The following is an 18,343-nucleotide window of genomic DNA, read 5'->3' as shown; positions in this document are numbered from 1 at the left end:
CCATGCTCTCTTTCGTCGCCCGCCGGATCGCGGCCGCGCTCGGCACGCTGCTGCTCTCCTCGCTGCTGGTCTTCCTCGCCGTCCAGGCCCTGCCCGGGGACGTCGCCACCCAGGTCCTCGGCAAGGACGCGACCCCGGAGGCGGTGGCCGAGCTGCGCGGCAGCCTCGGCCTCGACCGGCCCGCCTTCGAACGCTACGGCGACTGGATGTGGGGTGCCCTGCACGGCGACTTCGGCACGTCCCTGGTCTCCGGGACGGCTGTCGGCGGTGAAGTCACCCAGTATCTGGGCAACTCCATGCTCATCGCCGGCCTCACGATCCTGTTCGCGGTGACCGGCTCACTGCTGCTGGGCATCGTCGCCGGGCTCTACCGCGACCGCTGGCCCGACCACCTCATCTCGACGGTCAGTCTCGTCGGCATGAGCGTCCCCGAGTTCGTCGTGGCCACCGTCCTCGTGCTGTGCTTCTCGGTCGCGCTGCCGTGGTTCCCCGCGGTCGTCCTCTACGGCCCCGACGCCACGGTCGGCCAGCTGCTGCCCGCCGTGTGGCTCCCGGCCCTCGCCCTCGCGGTGGTGATGGCCGCCTACATCGTCCGCATGGCCCGCACCTCGGTGATCGACGTGATGGCGAGCGAGTACGTCACCACCGCACGCCTCAAGGGCCTGTCCACCTGGCGGGTCGTCACCCGGCACGCCCTGCCCAGCGCCCTGCTGCCGGTCCTGCACGTGATCGCGCTCAACGTGGCCTGGCTGCTGGGCGGCGTCGCCGTCGTCGAGAACGTCTTCAACTATCCGGGCATCGGCAAGCTGATGCTCTCCTCGGTGCAGAACCGGGACCTGCCCGTCATCCAGGCCATCGCCCTGATCAGCGCCGTCGTCTACGTCGCGTGCAACCTCGCCGCCGACCTCGGCGCCATGGCCCTCGATCCCAGGCTCCGCACCCGAGGGAGGACCCGATGACCACGGTCGACACCGTCCGGGCCGACGCCCCGGCCCCGCGCGCCGCCCGTGCGTGGCGCACCCTGCGCTCCTCGCGCGCGGCCGTCGTGGGGCTCGCGATCGTCGCCGTCCATGTCGTGATCGCGCTGCTGGCCCCGCTGCTCACCTCCTACGACCCGATCGCGGGCAACGCCTCGCAGGCCCTGCTCGGTGCGGGCGGGGAGCACTGGGCGGGCACCGACCAGTACGGCCGCGACGTCCTCGCGCGTGTCCTGTACGGCGGCCGGTACGCGCTCGGCGTGTCCGTCGCCGCCACCGTCGTGAGCGTCGCCCTCGGCACGGTCATCGGCTGCGGGACCGCCTTGCGCGGCGGCTGGTTCGACGACCTGATCGGGCGGGTGCTGGACGCCGTGCTGGCCATACCGGCGGTGCTGGCGCTGCTCGTGGTCGTGACCGCGCTCGGCACCGGACCTGCCGTCATCGTCCTCGCCGTCGCCGTCGTGTTCGTCCCGCAGGTGGTGCGGGTGGTGCGCGGGGCCGCCCTCGCGGTGGTGCCCGCCGATTATGTGACCGCCGCCCGGGCCCGCGGGGAGGGCACCTGGTCGATCCTGCGCCGGGAGGTCCTGCCGAACATCGTGGACGTCGTGTGCGTCGAGTTCGCGATGCGTGCCTCCTGGGTCGTGCTGCTGATCTCCTCGCTGTCCTTCCTGGGCTTCGGAGCCGACCCGCCGACGCCGGACTGGGGACTGATGGTCGCCGAGAACCGCACCGCCATCACCGTCGTGCCGATGGCGAGCGTCGCGCCGATCATCGCCCTGGCCACGCTCGTGATCGGACTCAACCTCGCGGCCGACGGCCTCTCCAAGGCCTGGGGCGTCGACCGGATCAGGGAGGGCTCCTGATGACCCCGCTCGTCTCCGTGAACTCCCTGTCCGTGGCCTACCGCTCCGGGGGCCGTCAGGTACCCGTGGTGCACGAGGTGTCGGTCGAGGCCGCAGCGGGCCGGACCCTCGCGCTGGTCGGCGAGTCCGGCAGCGGCAAGTCGACCCTCGCCGCGGCCCTGCTCGGGCATCTGCGGCACGGCTCCGAGGTCACCGGCGGTTCGGTGACGGTGGACGGACAGGACGTCTTCGCCCTGTCCGCTCCCGAGCTGCGGCGGCTGCGCGGCCGGACGGTCGCCATGGTCGCCCAGAACGCGGGCCAGGCGCTGACCCCGTCCATGCGCGTCGGCCGGCAGATCGCGGAGGCGGGCGGCGACATCCCCGTCACCGATCTGCTCGACCAGGTCCGGCTGCCGCGCCCCGCCGAGCTGGCCCGCCGCTATCCGCACGAGCTGTCCGGCGGCCAGCAGCAGCGCGTCGCCCTCGCCATGGCGATCGCCGCCCGTCCCAAGGTGCTGGTCCTCGACGAGCCGACGACCGGCCTGGACGTCGTCACCCAGCGGGGCGTGCTGGACCTGATCGCCGCCCTGCGCGACGAACTGGGCCTGGCGGCCGTGCTGGTGAGTCACGATCTTGGCGTCGTGGCGCACCTGGCCGACGAGGTGTGTGTGCTCAAGTCGGGCCGGGTGGTGGAGTCGGCGCCCACGCGGGAGTTGTTCGCGCTGCCCCGGGAGCCGTACACGAAGCGGCTGCTGGCGAGCGTGCCGCGGCTGGACGACGCCGGTCTCGCCCTCGTCAGGGAGACGGGCGAGCGCGAGATCCGCCCGAGAGCCGTGGTGCCCGAGGACGCGCGGGTCGCCGTCTCGGCCCGGGACGTCACCGTCGACTACGGCAGCTCCCGTGCCGTGGACGGAGTCTCCTTCGAGGTCCGGCGCGGTGAGGTCCTGGCTCTCGTAGGCGAGTCGGGCAGCGGCAAGTCCACGCTGGCCTGGACCCTCGCGGGGCTGCGGGCCCCGTCCGGTGGCACCATGACCCACGAGTCGGGCGATCTGGCCCGGCCCGCGCAGCGGCGGCCGATGTCCCTGCGGCGGCGGGTGCAACTGGTCTTCCAGAACGCGGACACCTCGCTCAACCCCCGGCGCTCGGTCGGTGACGCCATCCGGCGTCCGCTGCGGTTCTTCGGCACGGCCGGCGGCCGGGCGGAGTCGGCCGAGCGGGCCCGGCGGCTCATCGCCGACGTACGGCTGGACCCGGCCTTCGCCGACCGGCTGCCCGCCCAGCTCTCCGGCGGTCAGCGGCAGCGCATCGGCATCGCACGGGCGCTGGCGGGCGAACCGGACGTCCTCATCGCCGACGAGATCACCACCGCGCTGGACGTCTCCGTCCAGGCCGATGTGCTGCACCTGGTCGACGACCTGCGCCGGGAACGCGACCTGGCCTGTCTGTTCATCAGCCATGACCTGGCCGTCGTGCGCGGCATCGCGGACCGCGTCGTCGTCCTGCGCGGCGGTGTCGTCGTCGAGGAGGGCCCGACGGAAGCCGTCTTCTCGGATCCCCGGCACCCGTACACACGGCAGCTGATGGCGGCCGCCCTCGAACCCGACCCCGACGCACAACCGCCGGTCGAGGCGGCCCCCGACTGGGCCGACACGGCCCAGGAGGGCGAGATGTGGACCGACCACGGCGCCGGCCACCGCGTCCGCCGCTGGCGGCCCGCCGGCACCCCCGACGACAACCCGACCGCCCCCGTCGCAGAAGGAGTTTCGTGAAGTACCGCGACCGGTTCGAACGCCAGGTCGTCCGCGAGGACGTGTGGATCCCCACCCGGGACGGCACGACCCGCCTGCACGCCCGGATCTGGCGCCCGGCCGACGCCGAGTCGGACCCCGTGCCCGCGCTGCTCGAGTACCTGCCGTACCGCAAGAGCGACTGGACCGCTCCGCGCGACGCCCAGCGCCACCCCTGGTACGCCGGTCACGGCTACGCCTCCGTCCGGGTCGACGTCCGCGGCCACGGCGACAGCGAGGGCAGGCCCGGCGACGAGTACGACGCCCAGGAACTCGCGGACGGCGTGGACGTCGTCAACTGGCTTGCCGCGCAGCCCTGGTGCACCGGCAAGGTCGGGATGTTCGGCATCTCCTGGGGCGGCTTCAACTCCCTCCAGATCGCCGCCCTCGCCCCCGAACCGCTCAAGGCGGTCGTGACGGTCTGCTCCACGGACGACCGCTACGACAACGACGTGCACTACACGGGCGGCGCCGTCCTCGGCATCGACATGCTCGCCTGGGCCGGCACCATGCTCGCCTTCACCGCACGCCCGCCGGACCCCTCGAACGTCGGCGCGGACCGCTGGCTGCCGATGTGGCGCGAGCGCCTCGACTCGCTCGAACCCTTTCTGCACACCTGGCTGGAGCACCAGCAGCGGGACGACTACTGGCGGCACGGCAGCGTCTGCGAGGACTACACGGCGATCGACGCGGCCGTCCTCGCGGTCGGCGGCTGGAACGACCCGTACCGGGACACCGTGCTGCGACTCGTGGAGCACCTCCCCGGCGAACGGGTGCGGGGGATCATCGGCCCCTGGTCGCACCAGTACCCCGACCGCGGACTGCCGCCCGGCCCGGCCATCGGGTTCCTCCAGGAGACCCTGCGCTGGTGGGACCAGCACCTCAAGGACACCGACACGGGCGTCATGGCGGAGCCGCTGCTGCGCGCCTGGCTGAACGACCCCGTACCGCCCTCCCCCAGGCACGAGGAGATGCCCGGCCGCTGGGTGAGCGACGCCGAGTGGCCCAGCCCGGACGTCACCTGGGACACCCGGCCGCTCGGCGAGGGCCGTGACCCGGTCCTCGTGCGCTCCCCGCAGCACACCGGCCTCGACGCCGGCCGCTTCTTCCCGTTCGGCAACGCCGCCGACCTGCCGCCCGACCAGCGCGAGGAGGACGGCAGGTCCGTCTGCTTCGACTCCGCGCCCCTGGACCGGCGCGTGGAGATCCTCGGCCGGCCGCGTGTCCGGCTCCGCCTCGACAGCGACACCCCGCGGGCCCATGTCATCGCGCGCGTGTGCGATGTCGCTCCCGACGGCTCGTCCACGCTCGTCACCCGGGGCGTGCTCAACCTGCTCAGCAGGAAGGGCCGCGAACACGCCGTCGAATGGACTCCGGGGACGTACGAGGACGTCGAGTTCGAGCTCAACGGCATCGGCTACGCCTTCCCGCCCGGCCACCGCGTCCGTGTCGCCGTCTCCGACACGTACTGGCCCTGGGTGTGGCCGCACGGCGAACGCGGGGCGCTGTATGTCGTCCCGGCCGGCAGCGCGGTCCTGCTGCCCGTGCGCGAGGGCGCCGACGAGGTCGCCGTCCGCTTCGAGGAGCCGGAGCAGGCGGTACCGATGCCGGTCACGTACGACACTCCCCCGGACCCCCGCCCCGAGCGGCTGGTCACGCACGACGTCGCCAAGGGCGAGTGGACCCTGGAGGTCGACCCCGGCTACGGGGGGTCCCGGACTTACCCGGACGGGCTGCGCTACGAGGAGAGCGCCCGCGAGACCTACACCATCCGCACCGACGACCCGCTGTCGGCGCGAGCCGTCTCCGAGTGGCGCATCCGGCTGCGGCGCGGGGACGACTGGGACGCTGAGATCATGGCCCGGACCGAGCTGCGCGCCACGGCCGCGGAGTTCATCATGGACAGCCGTATCGAGGCACGGGGGAACGGAGAGACAGTGGCCGAGCGCGCATGGCACCGCACCACCCCGAGGACGTCGGGATGACGGGCGCCGAGCAGCCGCGGCAGGGCGCGAAGAGCCCGCGCCGTGCCGTCGCCGCCCGCGACCGGACCCGGCAGCCCACCGAGGTGCGGCGGCGTCTCATCGTCGACGCGGCCGTGCCGCTGATCGCGGAGCGCGGCTACAAGTCGGTCGGCGTGCGCGACGTGGCGGCCGCGGCCGGGGTGTCCGTCGGCACGGTCACCTACCACTTCGACAGTGTGCAGGAGGTCCTCTCCGAGGCCATGGTGCTGCACATCGAGCAGTACTACGCGGCGCTCAGCGAGGCCGCCGAGCACGCGACCAGCGGGGCCGAGGCGCTCAGACTGCTCGTCGACGCGCTGTTCACCGAGGACACCGACCGGCACTGGCGGATGTGGTTCGACTTCTGGCACGTGGGCGAGCAGAGCACGGACGAGGCATTCGCTCGGGGGCAGGCCGACCGGTACGCGGCCTGGCACCGGCAGATCCGTGCCCTGGCCGAACGGGGCGTCGCCGACGGCGAGTTCAGCGGTGACGACCTCGACGGTTTCACGGCCCGCTTCGCCGCCCTCGCCGACGGCCTCGCCCTGCAACGCCTGCGCCAGGCACCGCCCCTGACCACTCAGCAGGCACGGCACCACCTCAACCGGTTCATCGAACGGGAACTCGTTCCCCGATCACCCGCGTGAGGGTGCCCCCAGCCGGCCCACAGAGGGAGCGGATCTGTCCGTCCTCGATGTGCTCGGCGTGCTGGGCCACCCCTCGTCGTCCACGGTGACGTACAGGTACACACTGGGCATGACCAGAGCACAGAAGTTCACCTGGAACGCCGACCGTACGCCGAACTTCGGCACTCCGGTGGGCCTGGGGGTCCCGCTGACGGCACCGTCGGGAGAGTAGCCCGGAAGCGGACGAGGGCCGCGAAACGCCGCGGTGGTCCTTCTCGGCCCTCGTCCGAGCGGCGAGCATGCCATGTCATGGACATCTTGCTCGTCGTCAGCGCGTTCAACAGCCTGTCCCAGCGTGTGTACGCGGAACTGTCGGATGAGGGACACCGGGTCGACGTCGTCCTCGCCTCGCACGGCGCCGACGCGGTCCGGGCCGCCGTACAGGAGGTGCGCCCGGACCTGGTCGTCGCCCCGATGCTGAAGTCGGCCCTGCCGGAGGATGTGTGGCAGCAGCACACCTGCCTCATCGTGCACCCCGGACCACCCGGCGACCGGGGGCCGTCCTCCCTGGACTGGGCGATCGCCGGGGAGTCGCCCGAATGGGGCGTGACGGTGCTTCAGGCCGAGGCGGCGATGGACGCGGGCGACGTGTGGGCGGACGGGGTCTTCCCCGTGCCGCCGGTGGGCAAGAGCGACATGTACCGCAACGAGGTCGCCGACGCCGCGACAGCCGCGGTACTCCAGGCCGTGCGGCGCTACGCCGACGGCTCGTACAAACCACGCCCGCAGAGCGAGCCCGGGATCAACGTGGTGTGGCGGGACTTCTTCCGCCAGGAGCAGCGGCGGATCGACTGGGAGCGGGACAGCACGGCCACGGTGCTGCGCAAGCTCCGCGGGGCCGACTCGCAGCCCGGCGTCCGGGACGAGCTCTGCGGCCGGGAGGTGTTCCTGCACGGCGGGCACCCCGAGGACCGGCTGCGGGGTGAGCCCGGGGAGCTGCTCGCGACCCGGTCCGGCGCGGTGTGCCGGGCCACCCGGGACGGCGCGGTGTGGATCCCGGAGCTGCGCCCCCGCAAGAGCTCGGGCGACCCGGCGCCGTTCCGCCGCCCGGCGGCCTCCGTCCTCGCCACCTTCCCGGCCCCGCCCGGATCCCACGGCCTGCCGAACTCGAGCGACCGCCCGCACTGGCTGCCCGAGATCGCCGCCCCGCTCGAACTGCCCCCGGACCGCACGACCTGGACCGACATCCGCTACCGGCAGCACGGTGCGGTCGGCTTCGTGACCTTCTCGTTCCCCGGCGGGGCGATGAGCACGACCCACTGCCGCAGGCTGCTCGCCGCCTACCGGTACGCGCTCAGCCGCCCCACCTCGGTGCTGGTGCTCGGCGGCGCCCGCGACTTCTTCTCCAACGGCATCCATCTCAACGTCATCGAGGCGTCGAGCGACCCGGCAGGCGAGTCCTGGTCCAACCTCAACGCCATGAACGACCTGGTCGAAGCCGTGCTGCGCACCACCGACCGGCTGGTGGTGGCGGCGCTCGGCGGCAACGCGGCGGCCGGCGGCGTCATGCTCGCCCTGGCCGCGGACGAGGTCTGGTGCCGCACGGGCGGCGTCCTCAATCCGCACTACCGCAACATGGGCCTGTACGGCTCGGAGTACTGGACGTACTCGCTGCCGCGCCGGGTGGGAGCCGAGACGGCCGAGCGGCTGACGAGCCAGGCGCTGCCGGTGAGCGCCGCGACGGCTGAGCGGATCGGGCTGGTGGACCGTCTGGTGCCCGCCCGGGCACAGGAGTTCACGGCCGAGGTCGAGCGGCTGGCCGCGGCACTCGCCGACGACCCCGACCTGGCGACCCGGATCACCGTCAAGACGACGGCCCGTCACGCGGACGAGCTCCAGCGCCCCCTCGCCGAATACCGGCGGACCGAACTCGCCCGCATGCGCGCCATCCTCTTCGACCGGGACGCGCCGTACCACGCGCTGCGGTCCGCCTTCGTCCGCAAGCTCCCGACCGGTTCCCCCAGGCCGCTGGCGGGTGCGCGATGAGTGCGCGGCTGCTCGTCGCCGGTGTCGGCAACATCTTCCTCGCGGACGACGCCTTCGGCCCCGAGGTGATCCGCGCCTTGGAGCGGAACCCGCTGCCGCCTCAGGTGCGGGTGCGGGACTTCGGCATCCGCGGGATGGACCTGGCGTACGAACTGCTCGACGGCTACGACACGGCCGTCCTGGTGGACGCGGCGGTACGGGGGCACGAGCCCGGCACCCTGTCGCTGGTCGAGCCGGACCTGCCGGACGGCGGCACGGCGGGCGCCCCGCCCGAGGCGCACGGCATGGACCCGGCGAAGGTCCTCGCCCTGGCCGCCCACCTGGGCGACGAGCCGCTGCCGCGCGTCCTCGTCCTCGCCTGCGAGCCCGAGCTGAGGACACCCGCCGACGAGGACATCGCGCCGGGCATCAGCGCGACGGTGCGCGAGGCGGTCGGGCGGGCCGTCGAAGCGCTGCACACCATGGTTCCGGTGCTGCTCTCCGACCCGGCGGCCATGCCCCCGTTGAGCCGCCCGGACGAATCCACCGCCCTGTCGTCGGCCGGGCTGCCGGGCACGGTGAGCGGCGGCGCGGAGGATCGGTAGCGGACTGATTTCCCTACCGATGCCCTACCGACCGCGAGGAGCGGCCCCATGTGCGATTCCGTGGACGAGGTCACCCAGGCCGTCCTGGCGAAGAACGACTCCCTGGCCGCGGGGCTGCGCGAGGAGCTGGCCCGGCGGGGCGTGAGCGTGGTCAACCTGCTGTCCAGCCCGGGCAGCGGCAAGACGGAGCTGCTCGGTCGGGTGCTGGCCAGGGCGGTGGAGCGGGGCCTTCCGGTGGCCGCGCTCACCGCCGACCTGGCGACGGAGAACGACGCCGACCGGCTCGCCCGTTCGGGAGCCCCCGTCAAGCAGCTGCTGACGGACGGTCTGTGCCATCTGGAGGCGCGGCAGTTGCGCGGCCATGTGGAGAGCTGGCTGCCCGGGGACACCTCGCTGCTGTTCGTCGAGAACGTCGGCAACCTCGTCTGCCCTGCCTCCTACGACCTCGGCGAGAGCCTGCGGATCGTACTCATGGCGGTGACCGAGGGCGAGGACAAGCCGCTGAAGTACCCGACGGCCTTCGGGTCCGCCCATCTGGTGGTGCTCACCAAGATCGATCTGGCCGGGCCCGCCGGGTTCGACCAGGCCGCGTTCGCCGCCAACGTACAGCGCGTCAATCCCGGGGTGGAGCTGCTGTTCTCCTGTGCCCGGACCGACGACGGTGTCGACACCCTCCTGGAGCGGGTGCTCGCCGTACGGGACGGGGCCGCCGTGCACCGGCCTCCCCTGGCACCCAGGCCGCACTCCCATTCCCACTCCCACGAGGGCGCCGAAGCCGGCCTCGTCCCGTGACGGCCCCCGCCGCTCAGGCGGTGCGCCGCCGCGTCACCGTGCGCGGCACGGTGCAGGGCGTGGGGTTCCGCCCCTTCGTGCACCGGCTGGCCACCGATCTCGCGCTCGCGGGGTTCGTGAGCAACACGGCGAGCGGTGTCCTCATCGAGGTGCAGGGACCGCCGCAGGGCATCGCCGAGTTCTGCGACCGGCTGGCTCAGCAGCCGCCGCCGTTGGCCACGGTCACCGGTGTCGGGTTGGAGGACCTGCCGGTCAGCGGCGCCGACGACACGTTCCGCATCCGTTCCTCCGACGGCTCCCCCGGCCGCACCCTCCTCCCGCCCGACACGGCGACCTGCCCCGACTGCCTGCGGGAACTGGCCGACCCGGCCGACCGCCGCCACCGGCACCCGTTCGTCACGTGCACCCACTGCGGGCCCCGCTTCACCATCGCCACGGGCATGCCGTACGACCGGGCGGTCACGACCATGGCCGGCTTCCCGATGTGTGCCGGCTGCGCCCGGGAGTACGGCGATCCCGGCGACCGGCGCTTCCACGCCCAGCCGGTGGCCTGCCCCGACTGCGGCCCCCGGCTGCGCCTGGTGCCCGCCTCGGGCAGCGATGTCCGCCCGGCGCGGGACGCCGACGCGCTGGCCTCTGCGCGGGCGCTGCTGGCCGCCGGGCGGATCGTCGCCGTCAAGGGCCTCGGCGGCTACCACCTGGCGTGTGACGCCACCGACGCGCGGGCCGTCGAGACGCTGCGCACCCGCAAGGCGCGCGGTGGCAAGCCGTTCGCGGTGATGTGCGCGGACCTCGACGCCGTACGGCGGATCGCCGCCCCCTCCACGGCTGAACTGGCCGCCCTCACCGGCGCGCGCCGCCCCATCGTCCTGCTGCGGCGGCGAGCGGAGCGGGCGGGCCTCGCGCCCGGCGTCTGTCCCGGCAGCCCGCACCTCGGCGTCATGCTGCCCTACACGCCCGTGCACACCCTGCTGTTCGGCCTGCCCGGCGATCCGCCGGGCCCTCGTGTGCTGGTCATGACGAGCGGCAACCGCTCCGGCGAACCGATCGTCACGGACGACGACGAGGCTCTGACCCGGCTGGCAGGTCTGGCCGATGCCTGGCTCGCCCACGACCGGCCCATCTCCTCGCCCTGCGACGACTCGCTGCTGCGGGTACGCCCCGACGGCACCGAGCAGGTGCTGCGCCGGTCCCGGGGGTACGTGCCCCGCCCGCTGCGGCTGCCGATCCCGGTGCGGCCGACACTCGCCGTGGGCGGGGACCTGAAGAACGCCCTGTGCCTCGGCGAGGGCGACCACGCCTGGTTCGGCCCGCACATCGGCGACATGGGTGATCTGACCACCCTGGAGGCGGCCCGGCGGGCCGAGGCGCACCTGCGGGCGCTGACCGGCATCACCCCCGAACTCGTCGCCGCCGACCGGCATCCGGGGTACCAGTCCGCGCGGTGGGCCCGTCGGCGGGCCCACCGGGTCGCGCCCGTCTTCGTCCAGCACCACCACGCGCACATCGCCTCGGCGATGGCCCAGCACGGCCTCGACGGCACCGCGCCCGTGATCGGCGTCGCCTTCGACGGCACGGGCTACGGCGACGACGGCACCGTCTGGGGTGGCGAGATCCTGCTCGCCGACTACAGCGGCTACCGGCGCTTCGCCCGCCTGGCCCCCGCCCCGCTGCCCGGCGGGGACGCGGGCGTGGCCAACCCGTGCCGGCTGGCCCTGGCCCGGCTGTGGGCGGCGGGTCTGCCGTGGGACGCGGATCTGCCCAGTGTGACCGCCTGCGCGGCCGACGAACTTGCCGTTCTGCGGCAGCAGTTGACGCGCGGAGTGGCCTGTGCGGCGACCTCCAGCATGGGCCGGCTCTTCGACGCCGTGTCGTCCCTGGTGGGCGTGTGCCATCGCGCGGGGTACGAGGCCCAGGCGGCCCTGGAGCTGGAGGCCGCCGCCGCTTCGGCCTGGGGCGAGGGCACCTCGGCCTACGACTTCGGCTTCGCCGCCGGTACGTACGACCCGGCGCCCGTGCTGAACGCACTCGTCGCCGATCTGCGGCGCGGTACCCCGGCCCCCGTGCTCGCCGCCCGCTTCCACCGCGCGGTGGCGAGGGCCGTCGCGGAGATCTGCCGGCGTGCGCGTCAGGACACCGGCCTGGCCGCCGTCGCCCTCAGCGGCGGGGTCTTCGCCAACGCGCTGCTGGAGGAGGAGTGCGCGCGGCTGCTGTCCGAAGACGGCTTCGCGGTTCTCCGCCACGGCGAAGTCCCGCCGAACGACGGCGGGTTGGCCCTCGGCCAGCTGGTGGTCGCGGCGCACCTACGACAGGAGGAGTGACCCATGTGTTTGGCAGTGCCCGGCAAGGTCGTGGCCATCGACGACGGTGCGGAACCGCTCACCGGGCTGATCGATTTCGGCGGAGTGCAGAAGCAGGCGTGCCTGGAGTACGTCTCCGATGTGCGGGTGGGTGAGTACGTCATCGTGCACGTCGGCTTCGCGCTCCAGCGTCTCGACGAGGAGTCGGCCCTTGCCTCGCTGAAGCTGTTCGAGGAACTGGGGCTGCTGGAGGAGGAGTTCGGGGACGCCTGGGAGCAGGCGGCGAAGGAGGCGGGAACGGCGTGAAGTACATCGACGAGTTCAACGACCCCGATCTGGCCCGGCGGCTGCTGGACGAGATCCGTGCCACGGCCACCCGGCCGTGGGCCCTGATGGAGGTGTGCGGCGGTCAGACCCACTCGATCATCCGGCACGGCATCGACCAGCTGCTGCCCGAGCAGGTGGAGTTGATCCACGGCCCCGGCTGCCCGGTCTGTGTCACTCCGCTGGAGGTCATCGACAAGGCGCTGGAGATCGCCTCGCGGCCCGGCGTGATCTTCTGCTCCTTCGGCGACATGCTCCGGGTGCCGGGCACCGACCGCGACCTGTTCCGGGTCAAGGGCGAGGGCGGCGACGTACGGGTGGTCTACTCGCCGCTCGACGCCCTGGAGCTGGCCCGCCGCCACCCGGACCGGGAGGTGGTGTTCTTCGCGATCGGCTTCGAGACCACGGCCCCGGCCAACGCGATGGCCGTGCACCAGGCGAGGCGTCTGGGCCTGACCAACTTCAGCCTGCTGGTGTCCCATGTGCGGGTCCCCCCGGCCGTCGAGGCGATCATGACGGCGCCCGAATGCCGGGTGCAGGGCTTTCTGGCCGCGGGCCATGTGTGCAGCGTGATGGGCATGGCGGAGTACCCGGAGCTGGCCGAGCGGTTCCGGGTGCCGATGGTGGTGACCGGCTTCGAGCCGCTGGACATCCTGGAGGGCATCCGCCTGGCGGTCCGGCAGCTGGAGCGCGGTGAGCACCGGGTGGAGAACGCGTATCCGCGTGCCGTGCGCGAGGAGGGCAATCCGGCAGCGGTGCGCATGATCGAGGAGGTGTTCGAGGTCACCGACCGGAACTGGCGCGGCATCGGGCCGATCCCGCTGAGCGGCTGGCGGCTGACCGACGCCTTCCGCTCCTACGACGCCGAGCACCGCTTCGACGTCAGCGGGATCCGCACCGAGGAACCCGCCGAGTGCCGTAGCGGCGAGGTGCTTCAGGGGCTGATCAAGCCGACCGAGTGCGAGGCGTTCGGCACCACCTGCACCCCGCGCAACCCGCTCGGCGCCACCATGGTCTCCAGCGAGGGCGCCTGCGCGGCCTACTACCTGTACCGCCGGATGAACGCCGCGACACCGCAGGCCGAGCGGGCCGCGCGGGAGGAGATGAACCCCGTTGCCTGAACAACTCGCCGACACCGTCGACCCGGCGAACTGGACCTGCCCCGCTCCCCTGCGCGACCAGCCGGTCGTGGTGATGGGCCACGGCGGCGGAGGCGCGCTGTCGGCGGAGCTGATGGAGCAGGTCTTCGTCCCCGCCTACGGCAACGCCACCCTGGCAGGTCTCGCCGACTCCGCCGTCCTCGAACTGGGCGGCGCGCGGCTGGCGTTCTCCACCGACTCGTACGTGGTCAGGCCGCTGTTCTTCCCGGGCGGCTGCCTGGGCGACCTCGCGGTCAACGGCACGGTCAACGATCTCGCGATGAGCGGCGCCCGGCCGGCCTACCTGTCCGCCGCCTTCGTACTGGAGGAGGGCGTGGAGCTGACCGTCGTCGGACGGATCGCGCGCGCCATGGGTGCGGCGGCCGAGGCCGCCGGGGTCACGATCGCCACCGGTGACACCAAGGTCGTCGAGACCGGGCACGGCGACGGGGTGTACGTCACCACCGCCGGGGTGGGGCTCGTGCCCGAGGGCGTGGACATCCGGCCGCAGCGCGCGCGGCCGGGTGACGCGGTGATCGTCAGCGGGCCGATCGGTCTGCACGGGGTGGCGATCATGAGTGTGCGGGAGGGGCTGGAGTTCGGGGCCGAGGTCGCCAGCGACACCGCGCCGCTGGCGGATCTGGTGGCGGCGATGCTGGCCGTCACACCGGACATCCATGTGCTGCGCGACCCCACCCGGGGTGGCCTGGCGGCGTCGCTCAACGAGATCGCCCGAGCCTCCGGGACCGGCGTACGGCTCCAGGAGCGGGCCGTTCCGGTGCCGGACGCGGTGGCGAACGCCTGCGGCTTCCTCGGTCTCGACCCCCTGTACGTCGCCAACGAGGGCCGGCTGGTGGCCTTCGTGCCCCCGTCGGCGGCGGACGGGGTGCTCGCGGCGATGCGCGCCCATCCGCAGGGTTCCGGGGCCGCGCTGATCGGCGAGTGCGTCGCCGAGCACCCCGGGATGGTGGTGGTCGCCACCGGTCTGGGCGGCACGCGGGTGGTGGATCTGCCGCTCGGCGAGCAGTTGCCGCGCATCTGCTGACCGGGCATGCGAGTGGGCCCCGCCGAAGGTGTCGGCGGGGCCCAGTCGCGCTATGCGGAGGCCGGTGACGGCTCGATGCCCGTGATCTCCAGCTCCCGGCCGCTGCGCAGATCGTTGGAGGGCTGATCGCAGCGGGGGCACCAGAAGAACGGGGGCATGCCCACCGGGAACTCCTCGGCGCACGGGCCGCACCAGGCCTGTCCGGGGATCTGCTCGACCACGAGCGTGGCCCCGGCGAGGGCGGTGCCGTCGCGGGCCACCTCGAAGGCGAAACCGAGGGCGTCGGGGACGACGCCCGCCAGTTCGCCGACCCGGACGGTCACGGTCGAGACGGCGTCCGTCCCGTCCGCCCGGGCCAGCTCGTCGGCCCGCTCGATGATCGCGGTCGCGATCGACAGTTCGTGCACGGCCGGATCACGGATACCGGTTGCCCGCGCGGAACCCGCCGGCCATCCGCCAGATCCGCGCCTCCCGCCTCAGGCTGGGCCACTCCCAGCACAACAGTGCCAGGACCAGACCGCCCGCCAGGGCGGCCTCGGCCTTCAGCACCCGCTGTCCGCTCATCCCGCCTCGCCTGCGCGCGACGGGTCTGCGTACTCGTTTGACCTTCATTGCGGCGACTCCCTGCTCTGTCCGAGACCGGCTCTCATCCCGGCGAGATGTTCGGCATGCCCTCCACGAGGGCGTCATGCCGCTTCCAGTGGATACCCGTGGAGCGGCGCGCGTCGGCGGTGCCGTCCTCGTGGTGGCCCTTCTGCTCCGCGTACCGTCCCTTGTTGCCCTGGTGCATGCCGGCGACGTGCCCGGGGGTGTCGGGCTTCGCCTGGGGCCGGCCCACTCTGATGCTGCCCATGGGGTGCTCTCCTTCCTCGCCTCCGACCTGCGGAGTGCGTGCTCATGGCCGCTCGGTGAGGTCCTCGAAGAACTGTTCGACGACCGGCCAGACCCGGCCGCCGCCGGAGAGGCCGCGCCACTCCCGGCGTACGACGGCGACCATCCGGTAGCAGTCGTCGACCGGCACGATCCAGTGGTGGTCGAGACCGTGGACCGTGTTGACCAGCAGGGCCTCCACCTCGGGTTCCACGGTGGCGAGCTGTGGAACCGTGCCGGCCAGTTCCCGCCAGGCCGCAGCGTCCACCTCCCACCGCATGGCCCCCGCCGGGCTCGGGCCCTGCGCGGTGACGGTGCCGTCCGCCCGGGGCACGAAGAAGACCAGACCCACCGGTACGCCCAGCACCGCCGTGTCGACGTGCGGCAGCCGGAGCCGGCGCCGGGGCACGAGCCGGTACTGGCCGTCACCCGCCCCGGCCTCGGCGAACAGCACCGAGCAGGGCCGGCAGGCGCAGCGCACCTCCTCCTGCCCGGCGTCATGGAGGTGGGCGTGCTCCTCGGCGAGGGGCGCGGCGCACAGGTCGCACACCTCCTCCGCGGCCGCCGCCGTACGGTCGGCCGAGGAGCGGATGAGGCGGGCCAGGGCCCCTTCGGTGGTCACCGTGCGTCCCGGGTCGTCAGCGTGGTCAGCGGTACGAACGCGGGGGCCGGCGTGCTCGGCAGCGGCTCCACCGCCGTCAGCTCGGGAGCCACGGCGAGGACCGCCGCGCGGACCGCGTCGGTGACCTCGGAGCCTCCGCCACCACAGCCGGAGCCGCACCCGCCGCCCGCCGTCAGGCGCACCCGGGCGACCTGTCCCTCCACCCCGGCCCACTCCACGTCGCCGCCGCGCTCCTGGACGGCGGGCCGCAGCCGCTCGACGGCGCGGGCCGCCCGGCGCTCGGCGGGCTCGGGGTGGATGTCGTGCAGGACCAGCAGATGGCCCAGCAACTCGTCGCCGGCCAGGTTCCCGGCCAGCGTCCCGTCCGCGTGGTCCATGACGCGGGCCAGTGCCTCGCCGTAGACCTCGGTCAGCAGCGCGACCGCCTCGGTGGCGGAGCGGGTGGTGGGGCCGGGCGCGGACTCGAGGCCTTCCAGCAGATCGTCGAGCCGGGCGAGCCGGGCCTCGACGTCCGGGTCGGCCAGCCGCGCGCCGGCGGCCTCAGCCATGGTTCGCCCCGTACGTCGGCGAGTGCAGGGTGGTCAGCGTCTTGCCCTTGCCGACGTACATGTGCACACCGCACGGCAGACAGGGGTCGAAGCTGCGGACGGTGCGCATGATGTCGACGCCCTTGAAGTCGTCCGGCCCGTTCTCCTCGAAGATGGGCTGGCCCTGGACGGCGTCCTCGTACGGCCCGGGGGTGCCGTAGATGTCGCGGGGGCTGGCGTTCCACGGGGTGGGCGGGTACGGGTGGTAGTTGGCGATCTTCTTGTCCTTGATCACCAGGTGGTGGGAGAGGACGCCGCGCACGGCCTCGTGGAAGCCGCAGCCGATCGCCTCGTCGGGCACCTCGTAGTTCTCGAACACCTTGGTCTCGCCCGCGCGCACCATCCCCATGGCCTCCTCCAGGAACTGGAGGGCCATCGCGGCCGCGTACGCGACGAAGTACGGCCGGGCGCGGTCGCGCTCGATGGTGTTGCTCCACTTCGGGATGCGCCACTCCAGGGTGGTCTCCGGCAGCGACTCGCCCTTGGGCAGCGAGATGCGCACGCTGTGGCCGGTGGACTTGACGTACGGGGTGTCGACGAGGCCGCTGAGCGCGGTCGACCACAGGCGGGCGAGCGGGCCGCCGCCGGTGTCGAGGGCGAGGTGCGCGTCGGTCCGCTTGTCGTACCAGCGCGGGCTCATCACCCAGCTGTACTTGTCGTCGAAGTCGCGCTTCTGCGGCACCGGGACGGTCGTCTGGTTCCACGGGTGGCGCATGTCGACGGGGTTGCCCAGCGGGTCGTGCGTGACGAAGGGCTGTTCGTTCACCCAGTCCTCGTAGTACGAGCTGCCCAGCATGATGCGCAGACCGAGGTTGATGTCGATGAGGTTGTTGGTGACCAGCTCGCCGTCGACGATGATGCCCGGGGTGACGTACATCTGCTTGCCCCAGGTGTTCATCGTCTCGTAGCGGTAGTCGACGGTCATGGGGTCCTGGAAGGCGCCCCAGCAGCCCAGCAGGGTGCGGCGGCGGCCGACCTCCTCGTAGCCGGGCAGCGCCTCGTAGAAGAAGTCGAAGACGTCGTCGTTCATGGCGACGGCCTTCTTCACGAAGTCGATGACCCGCATGAGCCGGCTGAGGTAGTCGGTGAAGGCGGTCGGCTGCGGCATGGTGCCGACGCCGCCCGGGTACAGCGTGGACGGGTGGACGTGCCGCCCCTCCATCAGGCAGAACATCTCGCGGGTGATGCGGCTGACCTTCAGGGCCTCCTTGTACACCTCGCCCTCGAAGGGGTTGAAGGCCCGCATGATCTCGGCGATGGTGCGGTAGCCGTGGATCTCGCCGCGGGGTGCGTCGGTGCGCTCGGCGCGGGCCAGGAGGCTGGGGTTGGTGGACTTGACCATCGCCTCGCAGAAGTCCACGAAGACCAGGTTGTCCTGGAAGATCGTGTGGTCGAAGATGTACTCCGCCGCTTCGCCGAGGTTGACGATGTAGTCGGCCAGCGGGGGAGGCTTGACGCCGTAGGCCATCTGCTGCGCGTAGTCGGAGCAGGTGGTGTGGTTGTCGCCGCAGATGCCGCAGATCCGGGACGTGATGAAGCCCGCGTCGCGCGGGTCCTTGCCCTTCATGAACACCGAGTAGCCGCGGAAGAGCGACGAGGTGCTGTGGCATTCCACGACTTCCCGGTTGGCGAAGTCGATCTTCGTGTAGATGCCCAGGTTGCCGATGATCCGGGTGATCGGATCCCAGGACATGTCCACGAGTTGTGGCGGCTTGCGCTCCGTGGGCCGGGCCTCGGTGGTGGTCATCTGTGGTACTGCCCCTCGCTGTCGGTGTTCCGGTGGGTGGTGGGGTGCGCGC

18 protein-coding genes are annotated in these 18,343 nt (G+C 72.8%); 12 read left to right on the top strand and 6 right to left on the bottom strand.

What is annotated here, in order from left to right:
- The first annotated feature begins 2 nt into the window (after positions 1 to 2).
- The 12 genes from ACWIF2_RS18760 (at position 3) to hypE (ending at position 14,465) form a co-directional block, all read left to right on the top strand.
- Positions 3 to 959 carry an ABC transporter permease gene (locus ACWIF2_RS18760; protein WP_454361623.1) on the top strand — a complete coding sequence of 319 codons (957 nt, stop codon included), beginning with the start codon at positions 3 to 5 and terminating at the stop codon, positions 957 to 959.
- On the top strand, positions 956 to 1,840 hold the full coding sequence (locus tag ACWIF2_RS18755; RefSeq protein WP_454361622.1) for an ABC transporter permease: 885 nt from the start codon (positions 956 to 958) through the stop codon (positions 1,838 to 1,840). The genes ACWIF2_RS18760 and ACWIF2_RS18755 overlap by 4 nt, the downstream gene beginning before the upstream one ends.
- Positions 1,840 to 3,588, top strand: coding sequence for a dipeptide ABC transporter ATP-binding protein (locus ACWIF2_RS18750; protein WP_454361621.1), 1,749 nt, complete (start codon positions 1,840 to 1,842; stop codon positions 3,586 to 3,588). The genes ACWIF2_RS18755 and ACWIF2_RS18750 overlap by 1 nt, the downstream gene beginning before the upstream one ends.
- Positions 3,585 to 5,591, top strand: coding sequence for a CocE/NonD family hydrolase (locus ACWIF2_RS18745; RefSeq protein ID WP_454361620.1), 2,007 nt, complete (start codon positions 3,585 to 3,587; stop codon positions 5,589 to 5,591). Before ACWIF2_RS18750 ends, ACWIF2_RS18745 begins: the two co-directional genes overlap by 4 nt.
- Positions 5,558 to 6,256, top strand: coding sequence for a TetR/AcrR family transcriptional regulator (locus tag ACWIF2_RS18740; RefSeq protein ID WP_454361619.1), 699 nt, complete (start codon positions 5,558 to 5,560; stop codon positions 6,254 to 6,256). Before ACWIF2_RS18745 ends, ACWIF2_RS18740 begins: the two co-directional genes overlap by 34 nt.
- 288 nt (positions 6,257 to 6,544) lie before the next feature.
- On the top strand, positions 6,545 to 8,281 hold the full coding sequence (locus ACWIF2_RS18735) for a hydrogenase maturation protein (protein ID WP_454361618.1): 1,737 nt from the start codon (positions 6,545 to 6,547) through the stop codon (positions 8,279 to 8,281).
- The gene (locus tag ACWIF2_RS18730; RefSeq protein ID WP_454361617.1) at positions 8,278 to 8,865 is read left to right on the top strand and encodes a hydrogenase maturation protease; all 588 of its coding nucleotides are present in this window, start codon (positions 8,278 to 8,280) and stop codon (positions 8,863 to 8,865) included. Before ACWIF2_RS18735 ends, ACWIF2_RS18730 begins: the two co-directional genes overlap by 4 nt.
- A 48-nt stretch (positions 8,866 to 8,913) precedes the next feature.
- A complete protein-coding gene (gene hypB, locus ACWIF2_RS18725; protein WP_454361616.1) occupies positions 8,914 to 9,657 on the top strand; it encodes a hydrogenase nickel incorporation protein HypB in 744 nt (247 codons plus the stop codon).
- Positions 9,654 to 11,978: a carbamoyltransferase HypF gene (hypF, locus tag ACWIF2_RS18720; protein WP_454361615.1), complete on the top strand. Its 2,325-nt coding sequence runs from the start codon at positions 9,654 to 9,656 to the stop codon at positions 11,976 to 11,978. The genes hypB and hypF overlap by 4 nt, the downstream gene beginning before the upstream one ends.
- A 3-nt stretch (positions 11,979 to 11,981) precedes the next feature.
- Positions 11,982 to 12,263: a HypC/HybG/HupF family hydrogenase formation chaperone gene (locus ACWIF2_RS18715; protein WP_454361614.1), complete on the top strand. Its 282-nt coding sequence runs from the start codon at positions 11,982 to 11,984 to the stop codon at positions 12,261 to 12,263.
- A complete protein-coding gene (hypD, locus tag ACWIF2_RS18710) occupies positions 12,260 to 13,402 on the top strand; it encodes a hydrogenase formation protein HypD (protein ID WP_454361613.1) in 1,143 nt (380 codons plus the stop codon). The genes ACWIF2_RS18715 and hypD overlap by 4 nt, the downstream gene beginning before the upstream one ends.
- Positions 13,395 to 14,465, top strand: coding sequence for a hydrogenase expression/formation protein HypE (gene hypE / locus ACWIF2_RS18705; RefSeq protein WP_454361612.1), 1,071 nt, complete (start codon positions 13,395 to 13,397; stop codon positions 14,463 to 14,465). The genes hypD and hypE overlap by 8 nt, the downstream gene beginning before the upstream one ends.
- 50 nt (positions 14,466 to 14,515) lie before the next feature.
- On the opposite strand, the gene hypA is transcribed toward hypE, so the two are convergent.
- From hypA to ACWIF2_RS18675, 6 genes are all read right to left on the bottom strand, one after another.
- Positions 14,516 to 14,872: a hydrogenase maturation nickel metallochaperone HypA gene (hypA, locus tag ACWIF2_RS18700; RefSeq protein WP_454361611.1), complete on the bottom strand. Its 357-nt coding sequence runs from the start codon at positions 14,870 to 14,872 to the stop codon at positions 14,516 to 14,518.
- Between the two features lie 7 nt (positions 14,873 to 14,879).
- The gene (locus tag ACWIF2_RS18695; RefSeq protein ID WP_454361610.1) at positions 14,880 to 15,029 is read right to left on the bottom strand and encodes a hypothetical protein; all 150 of its coding nucleotides are present in this window, start codon (positions 15,027 to 15,029) and stop codon (positions 14,880 to 14,882) included.
- An 82-nt stretch (positions 15,030 to 15,111) separates the two neighbouring features.
- The gene (locus ACWIF2_RS18690; RefSeq protein WP_382488246.1) at positions 15,112 to 15,318 is read right to left on the bottom strand and encodes a hypothetical protein; all 207 of its coding nucleotides are present in this window, start codon (positions 15,316 to 15,318) and stop codon (positions 15,112 to 15,114) included.
- Between the two features lie 42 nt (positions 15,319 to 15,360).
- Positions 15,361 to 15,957: a DUF5947 family protein gene (locus ACWIF2_RS18685; RefSeq protein ID WP_454361609.1), complete on the bottom strand. Its 597-nt coding sequence runs from the start codon at positions 15,955 to 15,957 to the stop codon at positions 15,361 to 15,363.
- Positions 15,954 to 16,505 (bottom strand): NifU family protein, encoded by a 552-nt coding sequence (locus ACWIF2_RS18680; protein WP_454361608.1) that lies wholly within the window; start codon positions 16,503 to 16,505, stop codon positions 15,954 to 15,956. Before ACWIF2_RS18680 ends, ACWIF2_RS18685 begins: the two co-directional genes overlap by 4 nt.
- Positions 16,498 to 18,291 (bottom strand): nickel-dependent hydrogenase large subunit, encoded by a 1,794-nt coding sequence (locus ACWIF2_RS18675; RefSeq protein WP_454361607.1) that lies wholly within the window; start codon positions 18,289 to 18,291, stop codon positions 16,498 to 16,500. Before ACWIF2_RS18675 ends, ACWIF2_RS18680 begins: the two co-directional genes overlap by 8 nt.
- Between the last annotated feature and the right edge of the window lie 52 nt (positions 18,292 to 18,343).

The sequence above is a fragment of the Streptomyces sp. NPDC055506 genome (assembly GCF_053643595.1).
Note: the sequence above shows the minus strand (reverse complement) of the source record. Positions and strands in the feature narration are given on the sequence as shown.

Coding starts and splice junctions, on each gene's coding strand:
- ACWIF2_RS18730 (WP_454361617.1), top strand. CDS start 8,278: ATGAGTGCGCGGCTGCTCGTCGCCGGTGTCGGCAACATCTTCCTCGCG.
- ACWIF2_RS18735 (WP_454361618.1), top strand. CDS start 6,545: ATGGACATCTTGCTCGTCGTCAGCGCGTTCAACAGCCTGTCCCAGCGT.
- ACWIF2_RS18675 (WP_454361607.1), bottom strand. CDS start 18,291: ATGACCACCACCGAGGCCCGGCCCACGGAGCGCAAGCCGCCACAACTC.
- ACWIF2_RS18680 (WP_454361608.1), bottom strand. CDS start 16,505: ATGGCTGAGGCCGCCGGCGCGCGGCTGGCCGACCCGGACGTCGAGGCC.
- ACWIF2_RS18750 (WP_454361621.1), top strand. CDS start 1,840: ATGACCCCGCTCGTCTCCGTGAACTCCCTGTCCGTGGCCTACCGCTCC.
- ACWIF2_RS18695 (WP_454361610.1), bottom strand. CDS start 15,029: ATGAGCGGACAGCGGGTGCTGAAGGCCGAGGCCGCCCTGGCGGGCGGT.
- ACWIF2_RS18755 (WP_454361622.1), top strand. CDS start 956: ATGACCACGGTCGACACCGTCCGGGCCGACGCCCCGGCCCCGCGCGCC.
- ACWIF2_RS18690 (WP_382488246.1), bottom strand. CDS start 15,318: ATGGGCAGCATCAGAGTGGGCCGGCCCCAGGCGAAGCCCGACACCCCC.
- ACWIF2_RS18740 (WP_454361619.1), top strand. CDS start 5,558: ATGGCACCGCACCACCCCGAGGACGTCGGGATGACGGGCGCCGAGCAG.
- ACWIF2_RS18760 (WP_454361623.1), top strand. CDS start 3: ATGCTCTCTTTCGTCGCCCGCCGGATCGCGGCCGCGCTCGGCACGCTG.
- hypB (WP_454361616.1), top strand. CDS start 8,914: ATGTGCGATTCCGTGGACGAGGTCACCCAGGCCGTCCTGGCGAAGAAC.
- ACWIF2_RS18715 (WP_454361614.1), top strand. CDS start 11,982: ATGTGTTTGGCAGTGCCCGGCAAGGTCGTGGCCATCGACGACGGTGCG.